Origin of the sequence: Pseudomonas sp. S34, from assembly GCF_009866745.1 — a bacterium.
Taxonomy (GTDB): Bacteria; Pseudomonadota; Gammaproteobacteria; order Pseudomonadales; family Pseudomonadaceae; genus Aquipseudomonas; species Aquipseudomonas jessenii.
The window spans coordinates 5188782-5206179 of the sequence record NZ_CP019398.1; the positions used below are offsets into that span (position 1 = coordinate 5188782).

General features: G+C 61.4%; 15 protein-coding genes and 1 other RNA gene. All 16 read right to left on the reverse strand.

The genetic code is table 11. The features are described 5' to 3' along the window. Positions 1-48: 48 nt before the first annotated feature. Entirely contained in the window at positions 49-1308 is a 1260-nt protein-coding gene (ftsA, locus tag PspS34_RS23115) for a cell division protein FtsA (RefSeq protein ID WP_007989901.1), read from the reverse strand. 15 nt (positions 1309-1323) lie between these two features. Then, on the reverse strand, positions 1324-2193 hold the full coding sequence (locus tag PspS34_RS23120; protein ID WP_154860495.1) for a cell division protein FtsQ/DivIB: 870 nt from the start codon (positions 2191-2193) through the stop codon (positions 1324-1326). 4 nt (positions 2194-2197) lie between these two features. Then, entirely contained in the window at positions 2198-3181 is a 984-nt protein-coding gene (locus PspS34_RS23125) for a D-alanine--D-alanine ligase (protein ID WP_154860496.1), read from the reverse strand. Continuing rightward, positions 3178-4638 (reverse strand): UDP-N-acetylmuramate--L-alanine ligase, encoded by a 1461-nt coding sequence (gene murC / locus PspS34_RS23130; protein ID WP_007989894.1) that lies wholly within the window; start codon positions 4636-4638, stop codon positions 3178-3180. Before murC ends, PspS34_RS23125 begins: the two co-directional genes overlap by 4 nt. Next, positions 4631-5701 (reverse strand): undecaprenyldiphospho-muramoylpentapeptide beta-N-acetylglucosaminyltransferase, encoded by a 1071-nt coding sequence (murG, locus tag PspS34_RS23135; protein ID WP_046041926.1) that lies wholly within the window; start codon positions 5699-5701, stop codon positions 4631-4633. Before murG ends, murC begins: the two co-directional genes overlap by 8 nt. After that, the gene (gene ftsW, locus PspS34_RS23140) at positions 5691-6908 is read right to left on the reverse strand and encodes a putative lipid II flippase FtsW (protein WP_056726220.1); all 1218 of its coding nucleotides are present in this window, start codon (positions 6906-6908) and stop codon (positions 5691-5693) included. Before ftsW ends, murG begins: the two co-directional genes overlap by 11 nt. Further along, the gene (gene murD, locus PspS34_RS23145; RefSeq protein WP_154860497.1) at positions 6905-8251 is read right to left on the reverse strand and encodes a UDP-N-acetylmuramoyl-L-alanine--D-glutamate ligase; all 1347 of its coding nucleotides are present in this window, start codon (positions 8249-8251) and stop codon (positions 6905-6907) included. Before murD ends, ftsW begins: the two co-directional genes overlap by 4 nt. 6 nt (positions 8252-8257) lie before the next feature. Further along, entirely contained in the window at positions 8258-9340 is a 1083-nt protein-coding gene (gene mraY / locus PspS34_RS23150; protein WP_150814944.1) for a phospho-N-acetylmuramoyl-pentapeptide-transferase, read from the reverse strand. Beyond that, on the reverse strand, positions 9340-10707 hold the full coding sequence (gene murF / locus PspS34_RS23155) for a UDP-N-acetylmuramoyl-tripeptide--D-alanyl-D-alanine ligase (protein WP_154860498.1): 1368 nt from the start codon (positions 10705-10707) through the stop codon (positions 9340-9342). The genes mraY and murF overlap by 1 nt, the downstream gene beginning before the upstream one ends. Then, positions 10700-12163 (reverse strand): UDP-N-acetylmuramoyl-L-alanyl-D-glutamate--2,6-diaminopimelate ligase, encoded by a 1464-nt coding sequence (locus PspS34_RS23160; RefSeq protein WP_154860499.1) that lies wholly within the window; start codon positions 12161-12163, stop codon positions 10700-10702. The genes murF and PspS34_RS23160 overlap by 8 nt, the downstream gene beginning before the upstream one ends. Next, positions 12163-13902, reverse strand: coding sequence for a penicillin-binding protein 2 (locus tag PspS34_RS23165; protein ID WP_173677933.1), 1740 nt, complete (start codon positions 13900-13902; stop codon positions 12163-12165). Before PspS34_RS23165 ends, PspS34_RS23160 begins: the two co-directional genes overlap by 1 nt. Beyond that, positions 13902-14195, reverse strand: a complete 294-nt coding sequence (ftsL, locus tag PspS34_RS23170; RefSeq protein ID WP_007998257.1) for a cell division protein FtsL — start codon at positions 14193-14195, stop codon at positions 13902-13904. Before ftsL ends, PspS34_RS23165 begins: the two co-directional genes overlap by 1 nt. After that, positions 14192-15133, reverse strand: a complete 942-nt coding sequence (gene rsmH / locus PspS34_RS23175) for a 16S rRNA (cytosine(1402)-N(4))-methyltransferase RsmH (RefSeq protein WP_086776966.1) — start codon at positions 15131-15133, stop codon at positions 14192-14194. Before rsmH ends, ftsL begins: the two co-directional genes overlap by 4 nt. Positions 15134-15135: 2 nt before the next feature. Beyond that, positions 15136-15591 carry a division/cell wall cluster transcriptional repressor MraZ gene (mraZ, locus tag PspS34_RS23180; RefSeq protein WP_007917012.1) on the reverse strand — a complete coding sequence of 152 codons (456 nt, stop codon included), beginning with the start codon at positions 15589-15591 and terminating at the stop codon, positions 15136-15138. Positions 15592-15947: 356 nt separating this feature from the next. After that, positions 15948-16301, reverse strand: an RNA gene (rnpB, locus tag PspS34_RS23185) — RNase P RNA component class A. A 75-nt stretch (positions 16302-16376) separates the two neighbouring features. Then, entirely contained in the window at positions 16377-17282 is a 906-nt protein-coding gene (gene rsmI / locus PspS34_RS23190; RefSeq protein ID WP_167362876.1) for a 16S rRNA (cytidine(1402)-2'-O)-methyltransferase, read from the reverse strand. Positions 17283-17398 lie beyond the last annotated feature (116 nt).

Genomic DNA, 17398 nt, shown 5'->3' on the forward strand with positions numbered 1-17398 from the left:
TTTTTTCGCCTACTGCGTGCTTCGGTGTAACGGTATTGCGGTAAATCTTCAGAAATTGCCCTGGACCCACTTCTTCAGGCGGTCCAGCAGCGGAGCCTGTGGCTCTTCGTTGCTGTAGCTGTCGCGACTGCCGATGCCCGAGAACGAGATGCCGTCGGACTGCTTCTGCAGGCCGTACATCAACAGGCCGACGCCGGTGGAATAGATCGGGTTGCGTACCACGTCATCCAGACCTTTCACGCCGTGAGGCACGCCCAGGCGCACCGGCATGTGGAAGATTTCCTCGGCCAATTCGGTAGCGCCTTCCATCTTCGACGTACCGCCGGTCAGCACGATGCCGGCCGGGATCAGGTCTTCGTAACCACTGCGACGCAGTTCGGCCTGGATCAGCGTGAACAGCTCGTCGTAGCGCGGCTCGACCACTTCGGCCAAGGCCTGGCGGGACAGTTCGCGCGGCGGACGATCGCCAACGCTTGGCACCTTGATGGTTTCACCGGCACCGGCCAGTTTGGCCAGGGCACAGGCGTAGCGGATCTTGATTTCTTCGGCGTACTGGGTCGGAGTGCGCAACGCCATGGCGATGTCGTTGGTCACCTGGTCACCGGCAATCGGGATCACCGCGGTGTGACGGATCGCACCTTCGGTGAAGATCGCGATGTCGGTAGTACCGCCACCGATGTCCACCAGGCACACGCCCAGCTCTTTCTCGTCATCGGTCAGTACCGAGTACGCGGAAGCCAGTTGCTCGAGAATGATGTCGTCGATTTCCAGACCGCAGCGGCGCACGCATTTTTCAATGTTCTGTGCGGCGTTGACGGCGCAGGTGACCACGTGGACCTTGGCTTCCAGACGTACGCCGGACATGCCCAGCGGTTCGCGGACGCCTTCCTGGTTATCGATTACGTAATCCTGCGGCAGGGTGTGCAGCACGCGCTGGTCAGCCGGGATCGCCACGGCCTGGGCCGCGTCGAGCACACGCTCAAGGTCCGCCGAGCTGACTTCGCGATCACGAATCGCCACGATGCCGTGGGAGTTCAGGCTGCGGATGTGATTACCGGCCACGCCGACGAACGCCGAGTGAATGCGGCAACCAGCCATCAGCTGCGCTTCTTCGATGGCGCGCTGGATCGATTGCACGGTGGACTCGATGTTCACCACCACGCCTTTTTTCAGGCCACGGGACGGATGGGTGCCGATCCCGACGATTTCCAGCGTGCCGTCGTCCGCGACCTCGCCCACCAGCGCCACCACCTTGGAGGTGCCGATATCGAGACCGACGATCATTTTGCCGCTTTGCACGTTTGCCATGGGTCCTGCCTCTTCTTAATTCTTCGCGACAGCGGGTTGGGCTGCCGTGGGCGCTACAGGTTCCCGCCAGCCAACAGCGAGGCCGTTGGCGTAGCGCAGATCGATGCGCGCAATGTTCGTAATCTGTTCTTTGAGCGTCTTGTCATAGATGGCGATGAAACGGCGCATCTTTTCCACCTGGTTGCCGCGTCCCAGCAGCAGTTCTATCCCGGGACCCGCACTGCCGGGGCCGGTGGTCAGGAACCAGCTGCCGCGATCACGCAGTTCGAGGCGTGCAATCGAGAAGCCCAGCGGCCTGAGCATCTGGCTCAGTACCTGGTATTGCTGCATCACTTGCTGCTGAGCCCGCTGTGGGCCGAACAGCTGTGGCAGGTGTTCATAGTTCGCCAGCTCGCGCGGGGTGAAGGCCTGGCCCTGGTTGTTCAACAGCGACTCGTCGCCCCAACGGGCCACGGGCAGTTGTTCTTCCAGGCGGATCACCACTTGATCCGGCCACACCCTGCGCACTTCGGCGTGGGCAATCCATGGCATCTGTTCCAGCTCGGTGCGCATGCTCGCCAGGTCGATGGTGAAGAAGCTCGACGCCACGTAGGGGGCGATCCGCTGCTGCACCGCTTGCTGGCTGATGTAACTCAGGTCGCCCTGCACGTTGATCTTGGTGATCGGCCTGTCGGCATACGGCAACAACCGTGTCGCGCCTTCGTAAGTACCGAACCCCAAAGCCACCAGCAGTACCGGCCAGAACAACGCTTTGAGAAAACCGAAGTTGGCTTTCGGCAGGCGCGCGGACATCGGCTCTTTGGCCACCATTCGGCTGGCACCCCGCGGTACCGGCTTGCGGCCGATCGGTGCGGTGGGCTGATGTCTGAGCTGAGCGCCTTGCATGGCCTTAACCTCTCGTCGACTCTTGGTTACCGGCAGTCTTGCCGGCAACGCTCTCGGCCAGAATGGCCAGGACCAGTTGCTGGAAATCCAGACCGGCGGCACGGGCCGCCATCGGCACCAGGCTGTGATCGGTCATGCCCGGTGCGGTGTTGACCTCCAGGAACCAGAACTGCCCGTCGGCGTCCTGCATCACGTCTGCCCTGCCCCAACCGGCGATACCCAGCGCTTCACAGGCTTTCGCCGTGAGGTCCATGAGTTCCTTTTCCTTGGCGCTGTCCAGACCGCACGGAATGCGGTACTGGGTATCGTTGGCGATGTACTTGGCGTCGTAGTCGTAGAAGCTGTGCGTGGTGCCCAGGGCAATCGGCGGCAACACCTGGTCACGCAGGGTGGCGATGGTGAACTCCGGACCGTGAATCCATTGCTCGACCAACACTTGCGAATCGTAGGTACTGGCCGCTTTCCATGCGTCGATCAATTCGGACGCGGAACTCACTTTGGCCATACCGATACTTGAACCTTCATGGGCCGGTTTGACGATCAAAGGGAAGCCCAGTTCCGTCGCTGCCGAAATACAATCGGCCTCGCTGCTCAGTACCGCGTGACGTGGGGTTGGAATGCCCAGGCTGTGCCAGACCTGCTTGGTGCGCAGTTTGTCCATGGCCAGGGCGGAAGCCAGGATGCCGCTGCCGGTGTACGGAATGCCCAGGCATTCGAGCAGGCCCTGCATGCTGCCGTCTTCACCGCCACGGCCGTGGAGGATGATGAAGGCGCGGTCGATTTTTTCGTTGAGCAGACGCTGCAGCAGGTCATCGCCCACGTCGAGGCCGAACGCGTCCACACCGGCGCTTTGCAGCGCGTCCAGAACAGCGTTACCCGACTTCAGGGAGACCTCACGCTCGGCGCTCTTGCCGCCGAACAGCACGGCGACGCGGCCGAAGTCTTTCGGCGCGATCGTGGAGACCAGGTTGGCGTAGGCAACAGTCATTTCAACTTCCCCTTCTCCGGCGCGGCAACGGCACCGGCGAACAACTCACTTTTCAACAGTTTTGGTGCGAGACCGCCGATATCGCCGGCGCCCTGGCACAGCAGGATGTCGCCGGCGCGCAGCAGCGGCTTGACCACTGGCGCGAGGTCGACGCCACGCTCGATGTAGATCGGGTCGAGCTGGCCACGCTGACGGATGCTGTTGCACAGCTTGCGGCTGTCGGCGCCCGGAATCGGCTCTTCGCCGGCCGGATAGACTTCCATCAGCAGCAGTACGTTGGCGTCGGCCAGCACATTGACGAAATCGTCGTACAGGTCACGGGTGCGGCTGTAACGGTGCGGCTGGTAGACCATCACCAGGCGGCGCTCCGGCCAGCCACCGCGTACGGCCTTGATCACGGCCGCGACTTCCGTCGGGTGGTGACCGTAGTCATCGACCAGCATCACATTGCCGCCGTCCACCGGCAGTTCGCCGTAGACCTGGAAGCGTCGGCCGACCCCCTGGAACCCGGACAGGCCCTGGACGATGGCTTCATCGCTGACGCCTTCGTCGGTGGCGATGCAGATGGTCGCAAGGGCATTCAATACGTTGTGGTTGCCCGGCATGTTCACCGAAACATCCAGTGGCTCGCGGTCGGGACGCAGTACGGTGAAGAAGGTCTGCATGCCTTGCTGGCGCACATTGATGGCGCGCACGTCGCAATCTTCGCCAAAGCCATAGGTAACGGTCGGGCGCTTGACCTGCGGGAGGATTTCACGCACCACCGGATCGTCCAGGCACACCACGGCCAGGCCATAAAACGGCAGGTTGTGCAGGAACTCGACGAAGGTTTTCTTCAGTTTGTTGAAGTCACCGTCGTAGGTCGCCATATGATCGGCGTCGATGTTGGTGACCACAGCCACCAGCGGCTGCAAGTGCAGGAAGCTGGCGTCGCTTTCGTCGGCTTCGGCGATCAGGTAGCGGCTGGTGCCAAGCTGGGCATTGGTGCCCGCGGCATTAAGGCGGCCACCGATCACGAATGTCGGGTCCAGGCCACCGGCGGCGAACACCGAAGCGATCAGGCTGGTGGTCGTGGTTTTGCCGTGGGTACCGGCAACGGCGATACCGTGGCGATAACGCATCAGCTCAGCCAGCATCTCTGCACGCGGCACCACCGGGATACGGCGTTCCAGCGCGGTAGCGACTTCCGGGTTGGACGTGTTCACGGCGCTCGACACCACCAGCACGTCGGCGGCCGCGGCGTTCTCGGCGCGATGGCCGATGAAGATCTGCGCGCCGAAGGACTCCAGGCGTTCAGTCACCGGCGAAGCCTTCAGGTCGGAACCGGACACGGCATAACCCAGGTTCAGCAGCACTTCGGCAATCCCGCACATGCCCACACCGCCGATACCGACGAAGTGGATGCGACGGATGCGGCGCATTTCCGGTTGCGGCATGGCTTTCTGACTCTCAACCATGGGCCACCTCCAAGCAGCTATCGACCACGTTACGGGTGGCATCGGGTTTGGCCAGGCGGCGTGCCGCGGTAGCCATTTCGTTGAGTCGTTGTGGTTGCATCAGGACCTCTGTCAGGCGAGCGGCAAGATCCGCTGCGCCAGTCGTTCTTTGTGGCATCAGGAAGGCTGCGCCTTCACGGGCCAAATATTCGGCGTTGCGGGTCTGGTGATCGTCGATGGCATGAGGCAAAGGCACCAGCATCGAGGGCAGACCGGCGGCGGCCAGTTCACTGATGGTCAGCGCGCCTGCGCGACATACCACCAGGTCGGCCCAGCTGTAGGCTTGGGCCATGTCTTTGATGAAGGGCTGCACCTGCGCCTCGACGCCAGCCGCGCGATAACGCTCTGCAGTCACTTCATCGTGGTTTTTGCCGGCCTGATGGAACACTTCCGGACGCAAATCGGCAGCGACTTGCGACAGGGCTTCAGGCAGCAACTTGTTCAACGGTTCTGCGCCCAGACTTCCGCCCAGGATCAGCAAACGCGCCTTGCGACCGGCCAGGGCAGGTCGCGATGTCTCGAGGAACAGCTCGGTGCGCACCGGATTACCGGTGGTCCGGCGGCTGTCCGACAGGGTAAAGGTGTCGGGGAACGCTTCACAGACTCGGGCGGCCAACGGCACCAGCAACCGATTGGCGGTACCGGCCACGGCGTTCTGTTCGTGAACGATCACCGGCACACCGGCCAGTTTGGCCGCGACGCCGCCAGGACCGGTCACAAACCCACCAAAGCCAACGACGCAGACCGGCTGCAGACGGCGAATGATCGCCCGCGCCTGCCAGACCGACTTGAACAACATGAACGGTGCCTTTAGCAGGGACAATTTGCCCTTGCCGCGCAAACCGCTGGCATTGATCCGATGCAGTTCGATACCGGCCGCCGGCACCAGATCGTTCTCGATCCCACGCGGGGTGCCGAGCCAGTGCACGGTGTAGCCGCGCGCCTGGAATTCGCGGGCACAGGCCAGCGCCGGGAACACGTGGCCACCGGTACCGCCAGCCATGATCATGACGTTAGCGCCCATGGTTCGGCTCCTCGGCGAAGTCGCTCTCATGGAACTCCATCTCTTCGCTGCCCAGGTGGGTTCGACTTTCCCATTCGATGCGCAGCAACAAGCCGAGACAGGCGCAGCAAATCACCAACGAACTACCGCCATAACTGAGGAACGGCAGGGTCAGCCCCTTGGTCGGCAGCAGGCCGACATTCACGCCGATGTTGATCAGGAACTGGCCGATCCACAGGAACGACAGTCCGTATGCCACATAGGCTGCGAAAAACTGCTTGGCCTTTTCAGCCCACAAACCGATGTACATGCCACGAATACACACGAAGACAAACAGTGCCACGGTGCACAACGAACCCACCGCACCCAGCTCTTCGGCCAGGACCGAGAACACGAAGTCAGTGTGGGCTTCCGGCAGGTAGAACTGTTTCTGCACGCTGTTGCCCAGACCCACGCCCAGCCATTCGCCGCGACCGAAGGCGATCAATGCCTGGGACAACTGATAGCCAGCGCCGAACTGGTCGGCCCACGGGTCGGCAAAGTTGGTCAGACGCGCCATTCGATACGGCTGCATTTGAATCAACAGCACCACTGCGCCGACGGCCAGGACCACCATCAGGGAAAAGCGGAACAACCCGACGCCACCAAGGAACAGCATCGCCGCCGCCGCCCCCATCATCACGACGGTGGCACCGAAGTCAGGCTCCATCAGCAGCAGGCCCGCCATCGGCAGCAGCACGATGAACGGTTTGAAGAAGCCCATCCAGCTTTCACGCACTTCTTTCTGGCGACGCACCAGATAACCGGCGAGGTAGATCACCACGAACACCTTGGCGATCTCGGAAGGCTGGACGTTGAAGAAACTGAATCCGATCCAGCGCATCGAGCCGTTAACCTCACGGCCGATCCCCGGGATGATCACCATCACCAGCAGGCCGAACGCCCCCAGCAGCATCAGCCAGCCCAGGCGTTGCCAGGTGGCAATCGGGATCATCATGGTGACGATGCAGGCACCCAGGCCCAGCACCACGTAAATAAGGTGGCGAATCATGTAATACAGGGCGCTGCCCGACTGCACGGCCGCCACTTCGGTCGATGCCGAGGCGATCATGATCAGCCCCAGGCCGAGCAGCGTCAGGCAGCCGGCGAGCATCGGGAAGTCGAGGTCGATACCGCGCCCGGTGATGAGCGGCGATGGATACGGCTTGATGATGCCTTTGAGGCTCATGCCAGATCCTCCACGGCTTGGACGAACTGGTGACCACGGTCTTCGTAGTTCTTGAACATGTCGAAACTGGCGCAGGCAGGCGACAGCAGCACCACGTCGCCCGGTTGGGCTGCAGCGCGGCATTGCTCGACGGCTTCGACCAGGGAGCCGGCGCGGATCAGCGGTACGGCATCGCCGATGGCTTCACCGATCTTGTCGGAGTCACGCCCCATCAGGACCACGGCGCGGCAGTTGGCCGCCACCGGATCGCGCAGGTCCTTGAACTCGGCACCCTTGCCGTCGCCACCGGCGATCAGCACGATCTTGCCGTCGATGTCCGCGCCGAGGCCTTCGATGGCCGCCAGTGCGGCACCGACGTTGGTGGCCTTGGAATCGTTGTAGTAACCCACGCCGTCGAGGTCGCGGACCCATTGGCAGCGATGCTCGAGACCGGCGAAGGTGCGCAGGCTCGACAGCATGGCATCGAACGGCAGGCCGACAGCATGGCCCAGGGCCAAGGCTGCCAGGGCGTTGGACTGGTTGTGGGCGCCGCGAATCTTCAGTTCGCGCACTGGCATCAGGTTCTGGAATTCGAAGCCCAGGTATTTCTCGCCGTCTTCTTCACGAATACCGAAAGCCTTGAAATCGGGTTTGCTCAGGCCGAAGGTCCAGCATGGCTGCCCTTCGCCCATCAGCGGACGACTCAAAGCGTCCTGACGATTGACCACAAACTGCCTGGCGCCACGGAAGATCCGGTGCTTGGCCAGGTGGTAGGCCGGCAGACCGCTGTAACGGTCCATGTGGTCTTCGCTGATGTTGAGCACGGTCGCGACTTCGGCGTTGAGTTGGTCGGTGGTTTCCAGCTGGAAACTCGACAGCTCCATCACGTACAACTCGATATCGTCGCTGAGCAGGTCCAGCGCCGGGGTGCCGAGGTTGCCGCCGACGGCAACTCGCTTGCCAGCCGCAGCCGCCATTTCGCCGACCAGCGTGGTGACGGTGCTTTTCGCGTTGGAGCCGCTGATGGCCACGATCGGCGCCTTCGCGTTAAGCGCGAACAGCTCGATGTCACCGGACAATTTCACGCCACGGGCGGCGGCGGCCTGTAGGGCCGGGGTCGCCAGCGCCAGGCCGGGGCTCACGTAGAGCTCGTCGGCACGGCACAGGAACTCGACATCCAACTCGCCACAACGCACTTCCACGTGCGGATAGTCACGCTTGAGCGCGGCCAGTTCCGGTGGATTTTCCCGCGTATCGGCCACGGCAAACGCCACGCCCCGGTTCGCCAGGAAGCGAACCAGGGACATGCCGCTCTTGCCGAGGCCGACAACGATGCGGAAGTGGTCAGAAGCGATCAGAGACACTTGTTTCTACCTCAGCTTCAGGGTGGCAAGGCCGATCAGCACGAGAATCACGGTGATGATCCAGAAACGGACGATCACGCGCGGCTCGGGCCAGCCCTTGAGTTCAAAGTGGTGGTGAATGGGCGCCATGCGGAATACACGGCGACCGGTCAGTTTAAAAGAGGCGACCTGAATGACGACTGACAGGGTTTCCATCACGAACACGCCGCCCATGATGAACAGGACGATTTCCTGACGGACGATCACCGCGATGGTGCCCAGGGCCGCGCCCAGCGCCAGTGCGCCGACGTCACCCATGAAGACTTGTGCCGGATAGGTGTTGAACCACAGGAAGCCCAGGCCGGCTCCGATCAACGCGCCACAGAACACAATCAACTCGCCTGCGCCCGGTACGTAAGGAATCAGCAGGTATTCGGCGAACTTCACGTTACCCGACAGGTAGCAGAAAATGCCCAGGCCACCACCAACCATCACGGTCGGCATGATCGCCAGGCCGTCGAGGCCGTCGGTCAGGTTGACCGCGTTGCTCGAACCGACAATCACGAAATAGGTCAGCACGATGAAGCCGGCGCCCAGCGGAATGCTGTAGTCCTTGAGCATCGGCAGGATCAGCGTGGTTTCCACCGGCGTGGCGGCAGTCATATAAAGGAAGATCGCCGCGCCCAGACCGAACACCGATTGCCAGAAATATTTCCAGCGGCTCGGCAAGCCACGGGAGTTCTTCTCGATGACCTTGCGGTAGTCGTCGACCCAGCCGATGGCGCCGAACAGCAAGGTCACCAGCAGTACGACCCAGACGTAACGGTTGCTCAGGTCAGCCCACAGCAGGGTGCTGACACCGATGGACGACAGAATCAGCGCGCCGCCCATGGTCGGTGTACCCGACTTGGACAGGTGCGACTGCGGGCCGTCGTTGCGAACGGATTGACCGATCTGACGGCTCTGCAACGTGCGGATCATCCATGGGCCATAGCACAGCGACAAGACCAGCGCGGTCAGTACACCGAGAATCCCGCGCAGGGTCAGGTACTGGAAGACCGCGAAGCCTTTGTAGAACTGTTGCAGATACTCCGCTAGCAGCAGCAGCATTAATGTTTCTCCAGACTGGACCCGCACAAGGCGGCGACGATGTTTTCCATCGCAGCGCTGCGCGACCCCTTGATCAAAATGGTGGTGTTTGTGTCTTGCTCGGCACCCAGGGCCTTGATCAGTTCAGCCTGCGTGCTGAAGTGAAAAGCCTGTGGACCGAATGCGTTCACGGCGTGAGCCATCATTGGCCCGACGGCGTACAGCGCAGAAACCTTGCCACGGGCGTACGCGCCCACGTCGCGGTGCCCCTGCTCCGCCCATTCGCCCAACTCGCCGATATCCCCGAGCACCAGGACGGTGCGACCGGAAAAGCCGGCCAGTATATCAACGGCAGCGCACATGGAGGTGGGGTTGGCGTTGTAAGTGTCATCGATCACGCGCATGCCATTGGTGGCCAGTTGCGCGACGGTGCGCCCCTTGACCGGTTGCATCGCGCCAAGGCCGGTGGCGATACCGAACAGCGACACACCCAGGGCATGGGCGGCCGCGGCGGCGGCCATGGCATTGGCGACGTTATGGGTGCCGAGCAGGTTCAATTGAACGCGCTCCACGCCTTCAGGGCTGTGCAGGTTGAACGCCGGGCAGCCGCGGGCATCGGTAGTCAGGTCACTGGCGTAGAAATCGGCGCTGGCGTTGCTCAACGCAAACGTCAGCACTTTGCGATCACCGGCGCGTGCCTTCCAGATACCGAATGCCTTGTCGTCAAGATTGAGAACGGCGACGCCATCGGCATCCAGCCCTTCGATGATCTCGCCCTTGGCTTCGACGATTTTGTCCGGGCCGCCGAACTCGCCGACGTGGGCGGTCCCGGCATTGTTGAGAATGGCCACGTGCGGCCGGGTCAGGCCGACGGTGTAGGCAATTTCACCCAGGCGCGAGGCGCCCAGTTCGATCACGGCAGCGGTGTGTTCCGGTGCCAGTTCGAGCAAGGTCAGCGGCACGCCGAGGTCGTTGTTCAGGTTGCCACGGGTCGCCAGCACCGGACCACGGGTGCGCAGGATGCTCGCAAGCATCTCCTTGACCGTGGTCTTGCCGCTGGAACCGGTGACGGCCGCGACCGGATGGGTGTAGGCGGCGCGATTGAGCGCGCCCAACTGGCCGAGGGCCTGGCGAGTGTCGCTGACCAGTAACTGCGGCAGCGTGCTGCCAGCGACTTCACGCTCGACCAGCGCAGCCACGGCGCCCTTGGCGGCGACTTCATTCAGATAGTCATGACCGTCAAAACGCGGACCGGTCAGGGCAATAAACAGCTGGCCCGGCTTGATTGCACGGCTGTCGATGCTGACGCCGTCGAAGCTGGCATCGGCGGACACCAGGCGAGCACTCAGCGCACCGGTCAGTTCACTCAGTTTCAAGGCCTTAAGCATGGGCCACCTCCCACGCGGTCAAGGCATGATCAGCCTCGACCAGATCGGAAAAGGCATGGCGTTCGCCGTTGATTTCCTGATAGTCCTCGTGACCTTTCCCGGCCAGGACAATCACGTCATCCGCCGAGGCACTGGCGATCAACCGGGCAATCGCCTGACCACGACCGGCAACGAACTCCACTTTATCCACAGCCGTGAAACCGGCGCGGATGTCATCGAAAATCACTGCAGGGTCTTCAGTGCGCGGATTGTCATCGGTCACCAGCACGCCATCGGCCAGGCGCTCAACCACTTCGGCCATCAACGGACGCTTGCCGCGATCGCGATCGCCGCCACAGCCGAACAGGCACAGCAGCTGACCCTTGGCGTGTGGACGCAGAGCCAGCAGTACTTTTTCCAGGGCATCCGGGGTGTGGGCGTAATCGACCACCACCAGCGGCTGCGAGCCACCGCCCAAGCGCTGCATGCGCCCGGCAGGGCCTTCAAGCTTCGGCAGCACCTTGAGAATTTCGTCCAGGGCGTAATCCAGACCGAGCAACGCACCGACCGCCGCCAGGACATTGCTCAGGTTGAAGCGACCGAGCAAGGTGCTGCGCAAGTGGTGCTCGCCCTGTGGCGTGACCAGAGTGGCTCGCACGCCTTCGTCGTCGAATTGCGCCTGACGGCAATACAGGTAGGCGCCGGAGTCTTCCAGGCTGTAGGTGATCAACCGCGACTCGCGCTTGTCGGCGGCCAGTTGCCGGCCGAACTCGTCGTCGAGGTTGACCACGCGGCATTTCAAGTCATTCCAGTCAAACAGCCTGGCCTTGGCTTCGCCGTAGGCCTGCATGGTGCCGTGATAATCCAGGTGATCGCGGGACAGGTTGGTCATCACTGCCACATCGAACGCCAGGGCAGTCACGCGCCCCTGATCCAGGCCATGGGAAGAAACTTCCATCGCCACGGCCTTGGCCCCGGCCTTTTTCAGGTCCGCCAGGGTCGCCTGCACGGCAATCGGGTTCGGCGTGGTGTGCAGGCCGCTTTCCAGCGCCCCATAGAAACCCGAACCGAGCGTGCCGACCAGGCCGCAGTGCTGGCCGAGCAGGTCCAGCGCCTGGGCGACCAATTGAGTCACGCTGGTCTTGCCGTTGGTACCGGTCACGCCCACCAGGTTCAGGTGATGGCTTGGCTCGCCATAAAAACGCCCGGCGATGTCCGACAGCTGAGCCGCCAGACCTTTGACCGGAATCAACGGCACTTCAGTGATCGGCAGGACCGTGGCGCCTTCTACTTCATAGGCCACCGCGGCAGCACCACGCTGCAGGGCGTCAACCATATGCGCGCGCCCATCGAATTTACCGCCCGGCACAGCGAGGAACAGATCACCCGCACGCACATTGCGGCTGTCCAGGGCGAGTTCGCGAATCAGCAGATCGTGGCCGGCGTGAGGGAAAATCTTGTTCAGGCTCAGGGACATCAGCCGCGCCCTCCATTGGCTTTCAGCGGAACGACCGGTGTTGCGTTCGCTTGTTGAGTAGGTGGCAGGTTGTCCGGGGTAATGTTCATCAGGCGCAGGGTGCCCGACATCACACGGCTGAACACCGGTGCGGAAACCAGGCCGCCGAAGTAACCGGCCTTGGTCGGCTCGTCGATGACCACCACGATGGCGTAACGCGGATCGCTCATCGGGCCGAAACCGGCGAACAGCGAACGGTAGGAGTTCACGGCGTAACCCTTGGTGCCGACCGAGGTTTTACGCGCAGTACCCGACTTGCCGCCCACGTGATACGCCGGCACCTGCGCACGGAACACACCGCGCGGGGCTTCGATCACTTGTTGCAGCATGCCTTGCATGGTTTTTGCGACGGCCTCCGGCAGTACCTGGGTGGTTTGCGGCGCCTTGTCGGTCTTGATCAGGGTCAGCGGTGCGAGGCGACCGTTGTTGGCCAGGGCCGAGAAGGCGTGGACCAACTGGATCGCGGTCACGGAAACACCGTAGCCGTAGGACAGCGTGGCGGTTTCTGCCTTGCGCCATTCGCGGTAGTTCGGCAGATTGCCGACGCGCTCGCCCGGGAAGCCCAGGCCAGTGTCCTGGCCGAGGCCGACTTTCTGCGCCAGACGGAAAATGGTTTCGCCGCCGATATCGAACGCGACCTTGCTCATGCCGACGTTACTGGAATTGATCAGGATGCCGGTCAGGTCGAGCACCGGGCCTTCGGTCTTGGATACGTCCTTGATGGTGTACTTGCCAATCTGCAGGGAGCCCGGATACACCTCGACGGTATCGCTCGGTTTCCAGCGGCCGGTTTCGATGGCGGCGCTCATCGAGATCGCTTTCATGGTCGAGCCTGGCTCGAACACGTCGATCATCGCGCGGTTACGCATCATCGCCGGCTGCAGGTTGCGGCGGTTGTTCGGGTTGTAGGTTGGCTGGTTGACCATCGCGAGAATCTCGCCGGTCTTCACGTCCATGATCACCAGGCTGCCGGCCTTGGCGCCGTTCTCGATGATCGCGTTACGCAGTTCGCGGTTGGCCAGGTATTGCAGGCGCAGGTCAATGGACAACGCCAAGGGCTTGCCGGCCTTGGCGTTTTTGGTGACCTGGACATCCTTGATCAACCGGCCGCGCCGGTCCTTGATGACTTGTCGTTTACCCGGCACCCCGGCCAGCCATTCGTCATAGGCCAGCTCGATACCTTCCTTGCCATGGTCATCGATGTCGGTAAAGCCGACCATATGCGCGGTCACTTCACCGGCCGGATAGAAACGGCGGAACTCTTCGATGCCATAGACGCCAGGCACTTTGAGATCGAGCACCGCCTGGCCCTGCTCAGGCGTCAGCCCGCGCACCAGATAAATGAATTCCTTGTTGGCCTGCGCTTCAAGGCGCTCGGCCAGGGCTTTCGGGTCCTGCCCCAGGGCAGCCGCCAGTGCCGGCCACTTTTCTTTGGCCGTTTGCATTTCCTTGGCATTGGCCCAGAGGGTGGTGACCGGAGTACTCACGGCCAAAGGCTCGCCGTTACGGTCGGTGATCAGACCACGGTGAGCCGGAATCGGAATATGACGAACACTGCGGGCATCGCCCTGACCTTTAAGGAAGGCACGGTCGACCACTTGCAAATCGATGATGCGCCAGGCAATCGCGGCCACCATGATGCCGAGCAAACCCAGCACCACGCGGAACCGCCAAGGAAAGAGTGCACCTTCGAGTTTCATCATGGCGCCACCATCTTCACGTCAGCGGCACCGGGGATGTGCATTTTCAATTGTTCGGTGGCCAGCACTTCGATACGGCTGTGGGCGGTCCAGGTGCTCTGCTCCAGAATCAACCGGCCCCACTCCGCCTGCGCCTTGTCGCGCACGCTCAGTTCGTTGTACAGCGAATTCAATAGCTGACGGTTCCAGTGCGCGCTGTAAGACACGCCGATGGCCGACACGAGCACGCCGACAAACAGCAGCAGCATGAAGAAGCTTCCGCCGGGCAATGGCTTGGCGAAGAGCTTGCTCACCGCAGCTTCTCCGCCACACGCATGACAGCGCTACGGGAACGTGGGTTGGCTTTGAGTTCGGCGTCGGAGGCCGTCTGCGCTTTGCCATGGACTTTGATTTTCGGTTCGAAGGCGACATGCCGAACCGGCAGGTTGCGCGGCAGGTTGTCGGCTTCGCCTTTCACCAGTTTGCGCATGAACAGTTTGACGATACGGTCTTCCAGCGAATGGAAGCTGATCACCACCAGGCGACCGCCCACTTCCAGGCACTCCAGCGCGGCTTCGAGGCCGGTTTCCAGATCACCCAGTTCGTTGTTGACGTGGATACGCAACCCCTGGAACGCGCGGGTTGCGGGGTTCTTGCCCTTTTCCCAGGCTGGGTTGGCGACTTTCAGGACTTCTGCCAGGTCACCGGTGCGCTCGAATGGCTTGATGTCGCGACGTTCGGCCACAGCACGGGCCATGCGGCCGGAGAAACGCTCTTCGCCGTATTCCTTGAACACCCGGGCGATTTCTTCCACGGGCGCGGTGTTGACGAATTCGGCGGCGCTGATGCCACGGGACGGATCCATGCGCATGTCCAGCGGACCGTCGTTGAGGAAGCTGAAGCCGCGCTCAGGGTCGTCGAGCTGTGGCGAGGACACGCCAAGATCCAGCAACACGCCGCTGACCTTGCCGGCCAGACCGCGTTCGGCGACTTCCGAACCGAGCTCGGCAAAGCTGCGCTGCACAACGACAAAGCGGCCGTCTTCGGCCGCTAGCGTCTGCCCGGTGGCAATCGCTTGTGGATCTTTATCGAATCCGAGCAACCGACCATCGGGACCGAGCTGACTGAGGATCAACCGGCTGTGTCCGCCGCGTCCGAACGTGCCGTCCAGATAGCAGCCATCAGGACGTACGGCGAGAGCCTCGACGGCTTCGTCAAGCAGTACGGTGATGTGGTTAAAGCCGCTATCAATAGTCACAGGATCAAATCACGCAGTTCATCAGGCATCGCGCCCGGTTGTTGAATGGCAGCCAGGTCGGCGGCAGAAACCGCGTTCCAGGCATCCTCGTCCCACAATTGGAACTTGTTCAGTTGGCCTACCAACATCGCGCGCTTATCCAACTTGGCATATTCACGAAGACGCGGCGGAACCAGAAAACGACCACTGCCATCGAGCTCGAGGTCGACGGCATTACCAATCAGTAAACGTTGCAGGCGGCGGTTCTCTTCGCGAAGCGAAGGCAGTGCGCGCAGTTTGGTTTCAATAATTTCCCACTCATCGAGGGGGTAAACACACAAACAAGGATCAACGGCATCAATTGTCACGATCAATTGACCGGAACTGCGCGAATCGAGCTCGTCACGGTACCGGCTCGGCATTGCGAGACGGCCCTTTGCATCGAGACTGATAGCGTTGGCTCCGCGAAACACGTCTGCGCTTCTCCAAATTCTAGCGTTTTGAGTTCAAAAAACCCACTTCATGCCACTTTCCGCCACTTGCGCACACTATAGGAATGCGCCCACCACACCGTCAAGGCGCGGAGTAAAGGAAAACCCTTACAGAACTGAGATTTAGGATCATTAACGGAGGGACAACGAGAATCCGGCAGATGAAACTGATCGATAACTTGAATCAGCACAGAAGGCTGCGTTCGAAAGTTAAAGTAATTTATTAAGAGTAAGATTTTTTTGGTATTACAAAAGAGGTTCTGCGGATGAATGTGTAAGGAGGGAAATTGCTATCACCCAACCCCCTACTCAATGATTCAAGCAGAGGAAAGAAAAAGGTGGAGAGTCGATCTGTAAGCCGGGTTCTGTCTTGAACAGTCATTCGTCTACGATGGCCATCACTGGACATCTTTAGCAACCTACCCGGTCCCAGCGCGGGCCACGCCTTGGGACCCTATTTGGTCTTGCTCCAAGTGGGGTTTACCTAGCCACGAACTGTTGCCAGACGTGCGGTGCGCTCTTACCGCACCTTTTCACCCTTACCGGCGCCGAAGCGCTTAGGCGGTTATTTTCTGTGGCACTTTCCGTAGGCTCACGCCTCCCAGGCATTACCTGGCACTTCGCCCTATGGAGCCCGGACTTTCCTCCCCCCCCTAATTTTCATAGAGGGCAGCGACTGTCCGATCGACTCTCCGCCGCGAAGGTTACCGGCAGAGCGCCCGAAGAACAAGCACCAAGCGCCATTGGGCACGCCTGCGCGTCGGGTTTTACTCGCCCTTCTGCTGATCCAGCGCGATTTGGTACAGCACATTCTTTCGCTCGCCGGTGATTTGCGCCGCCAATGCCGCCGCACGCTTGAGCGGCATTTCTTCAAGCAACAGGTTGAGGATACGCATCGCTTCGCTGCTGACGGCACCTTCCTCTTCGGGCGCGGACCAGCCTGCCACCAGTACCACGCACTCACCGCGCTGCTGGTTGCTATCCGACTCGACGAACTCGCGCAGCTCAGCCAGAGGCAGCCCCTTGAGGGTCTCGAACGTCTTGGTCAGCTCGCGGGCAAGCAGCGCCGGGCGCTCTGGACCGAACACCAGTTCCATGTCTTGCAGACATTCGAGGATGCGATGCGGGGCCTCATAGAAGATCAATGTGCGAGGCTCTTCCTTTACCTGCTCGAGACGCGCACGTCGCCCCACAGCCTTTGCAGGCAGAAAACCTTCGAATATGAAGCGGTCGGAAGGCAGCCCTGCTGCCGACAGTGCTGCAATCAACGCGCAGGCACCCGGAACCGGCACTACATTAATGCCCGCTGCCCGGGCCTGCCGCACCAGGTGATAACCCGGATCGGAAATCAGCGGCGTCCCGGCATCCGAGATCAACGCAACGTTGTCACCGGCAAGCAGACGAGTGATAAAGCGACTACCTTCATCCCGCTCGTTGTGTTCATGGCAGGCCGCCAATGGCGTCGCAATGCCGAAGTGCTGCATCAAGCGCTGGGAATGACGGGTGTCTTCCGCGGCGATGAGGGCCACTTCACGCAGAATCTTCAGCGCCCGCGCACTGATGTCATCCAGGTTGCCGATGGGCGTCGCCACCACATAAAGCGAGCCAGCAGCGGAATTCAAAGCACCTGGAGCAGTCAAAGCGCACACCTCATGATCGGTAAAAGTCGCCATTGTAGCGCGTAGCGAGACTCACGATACCCGCAAGCAAACGAGGTATCGGTGACCGTTTGTGCGCTGGCGCAACATTTACACCAGCTAAATTGATTGATTCACGCCAGTAACATCGC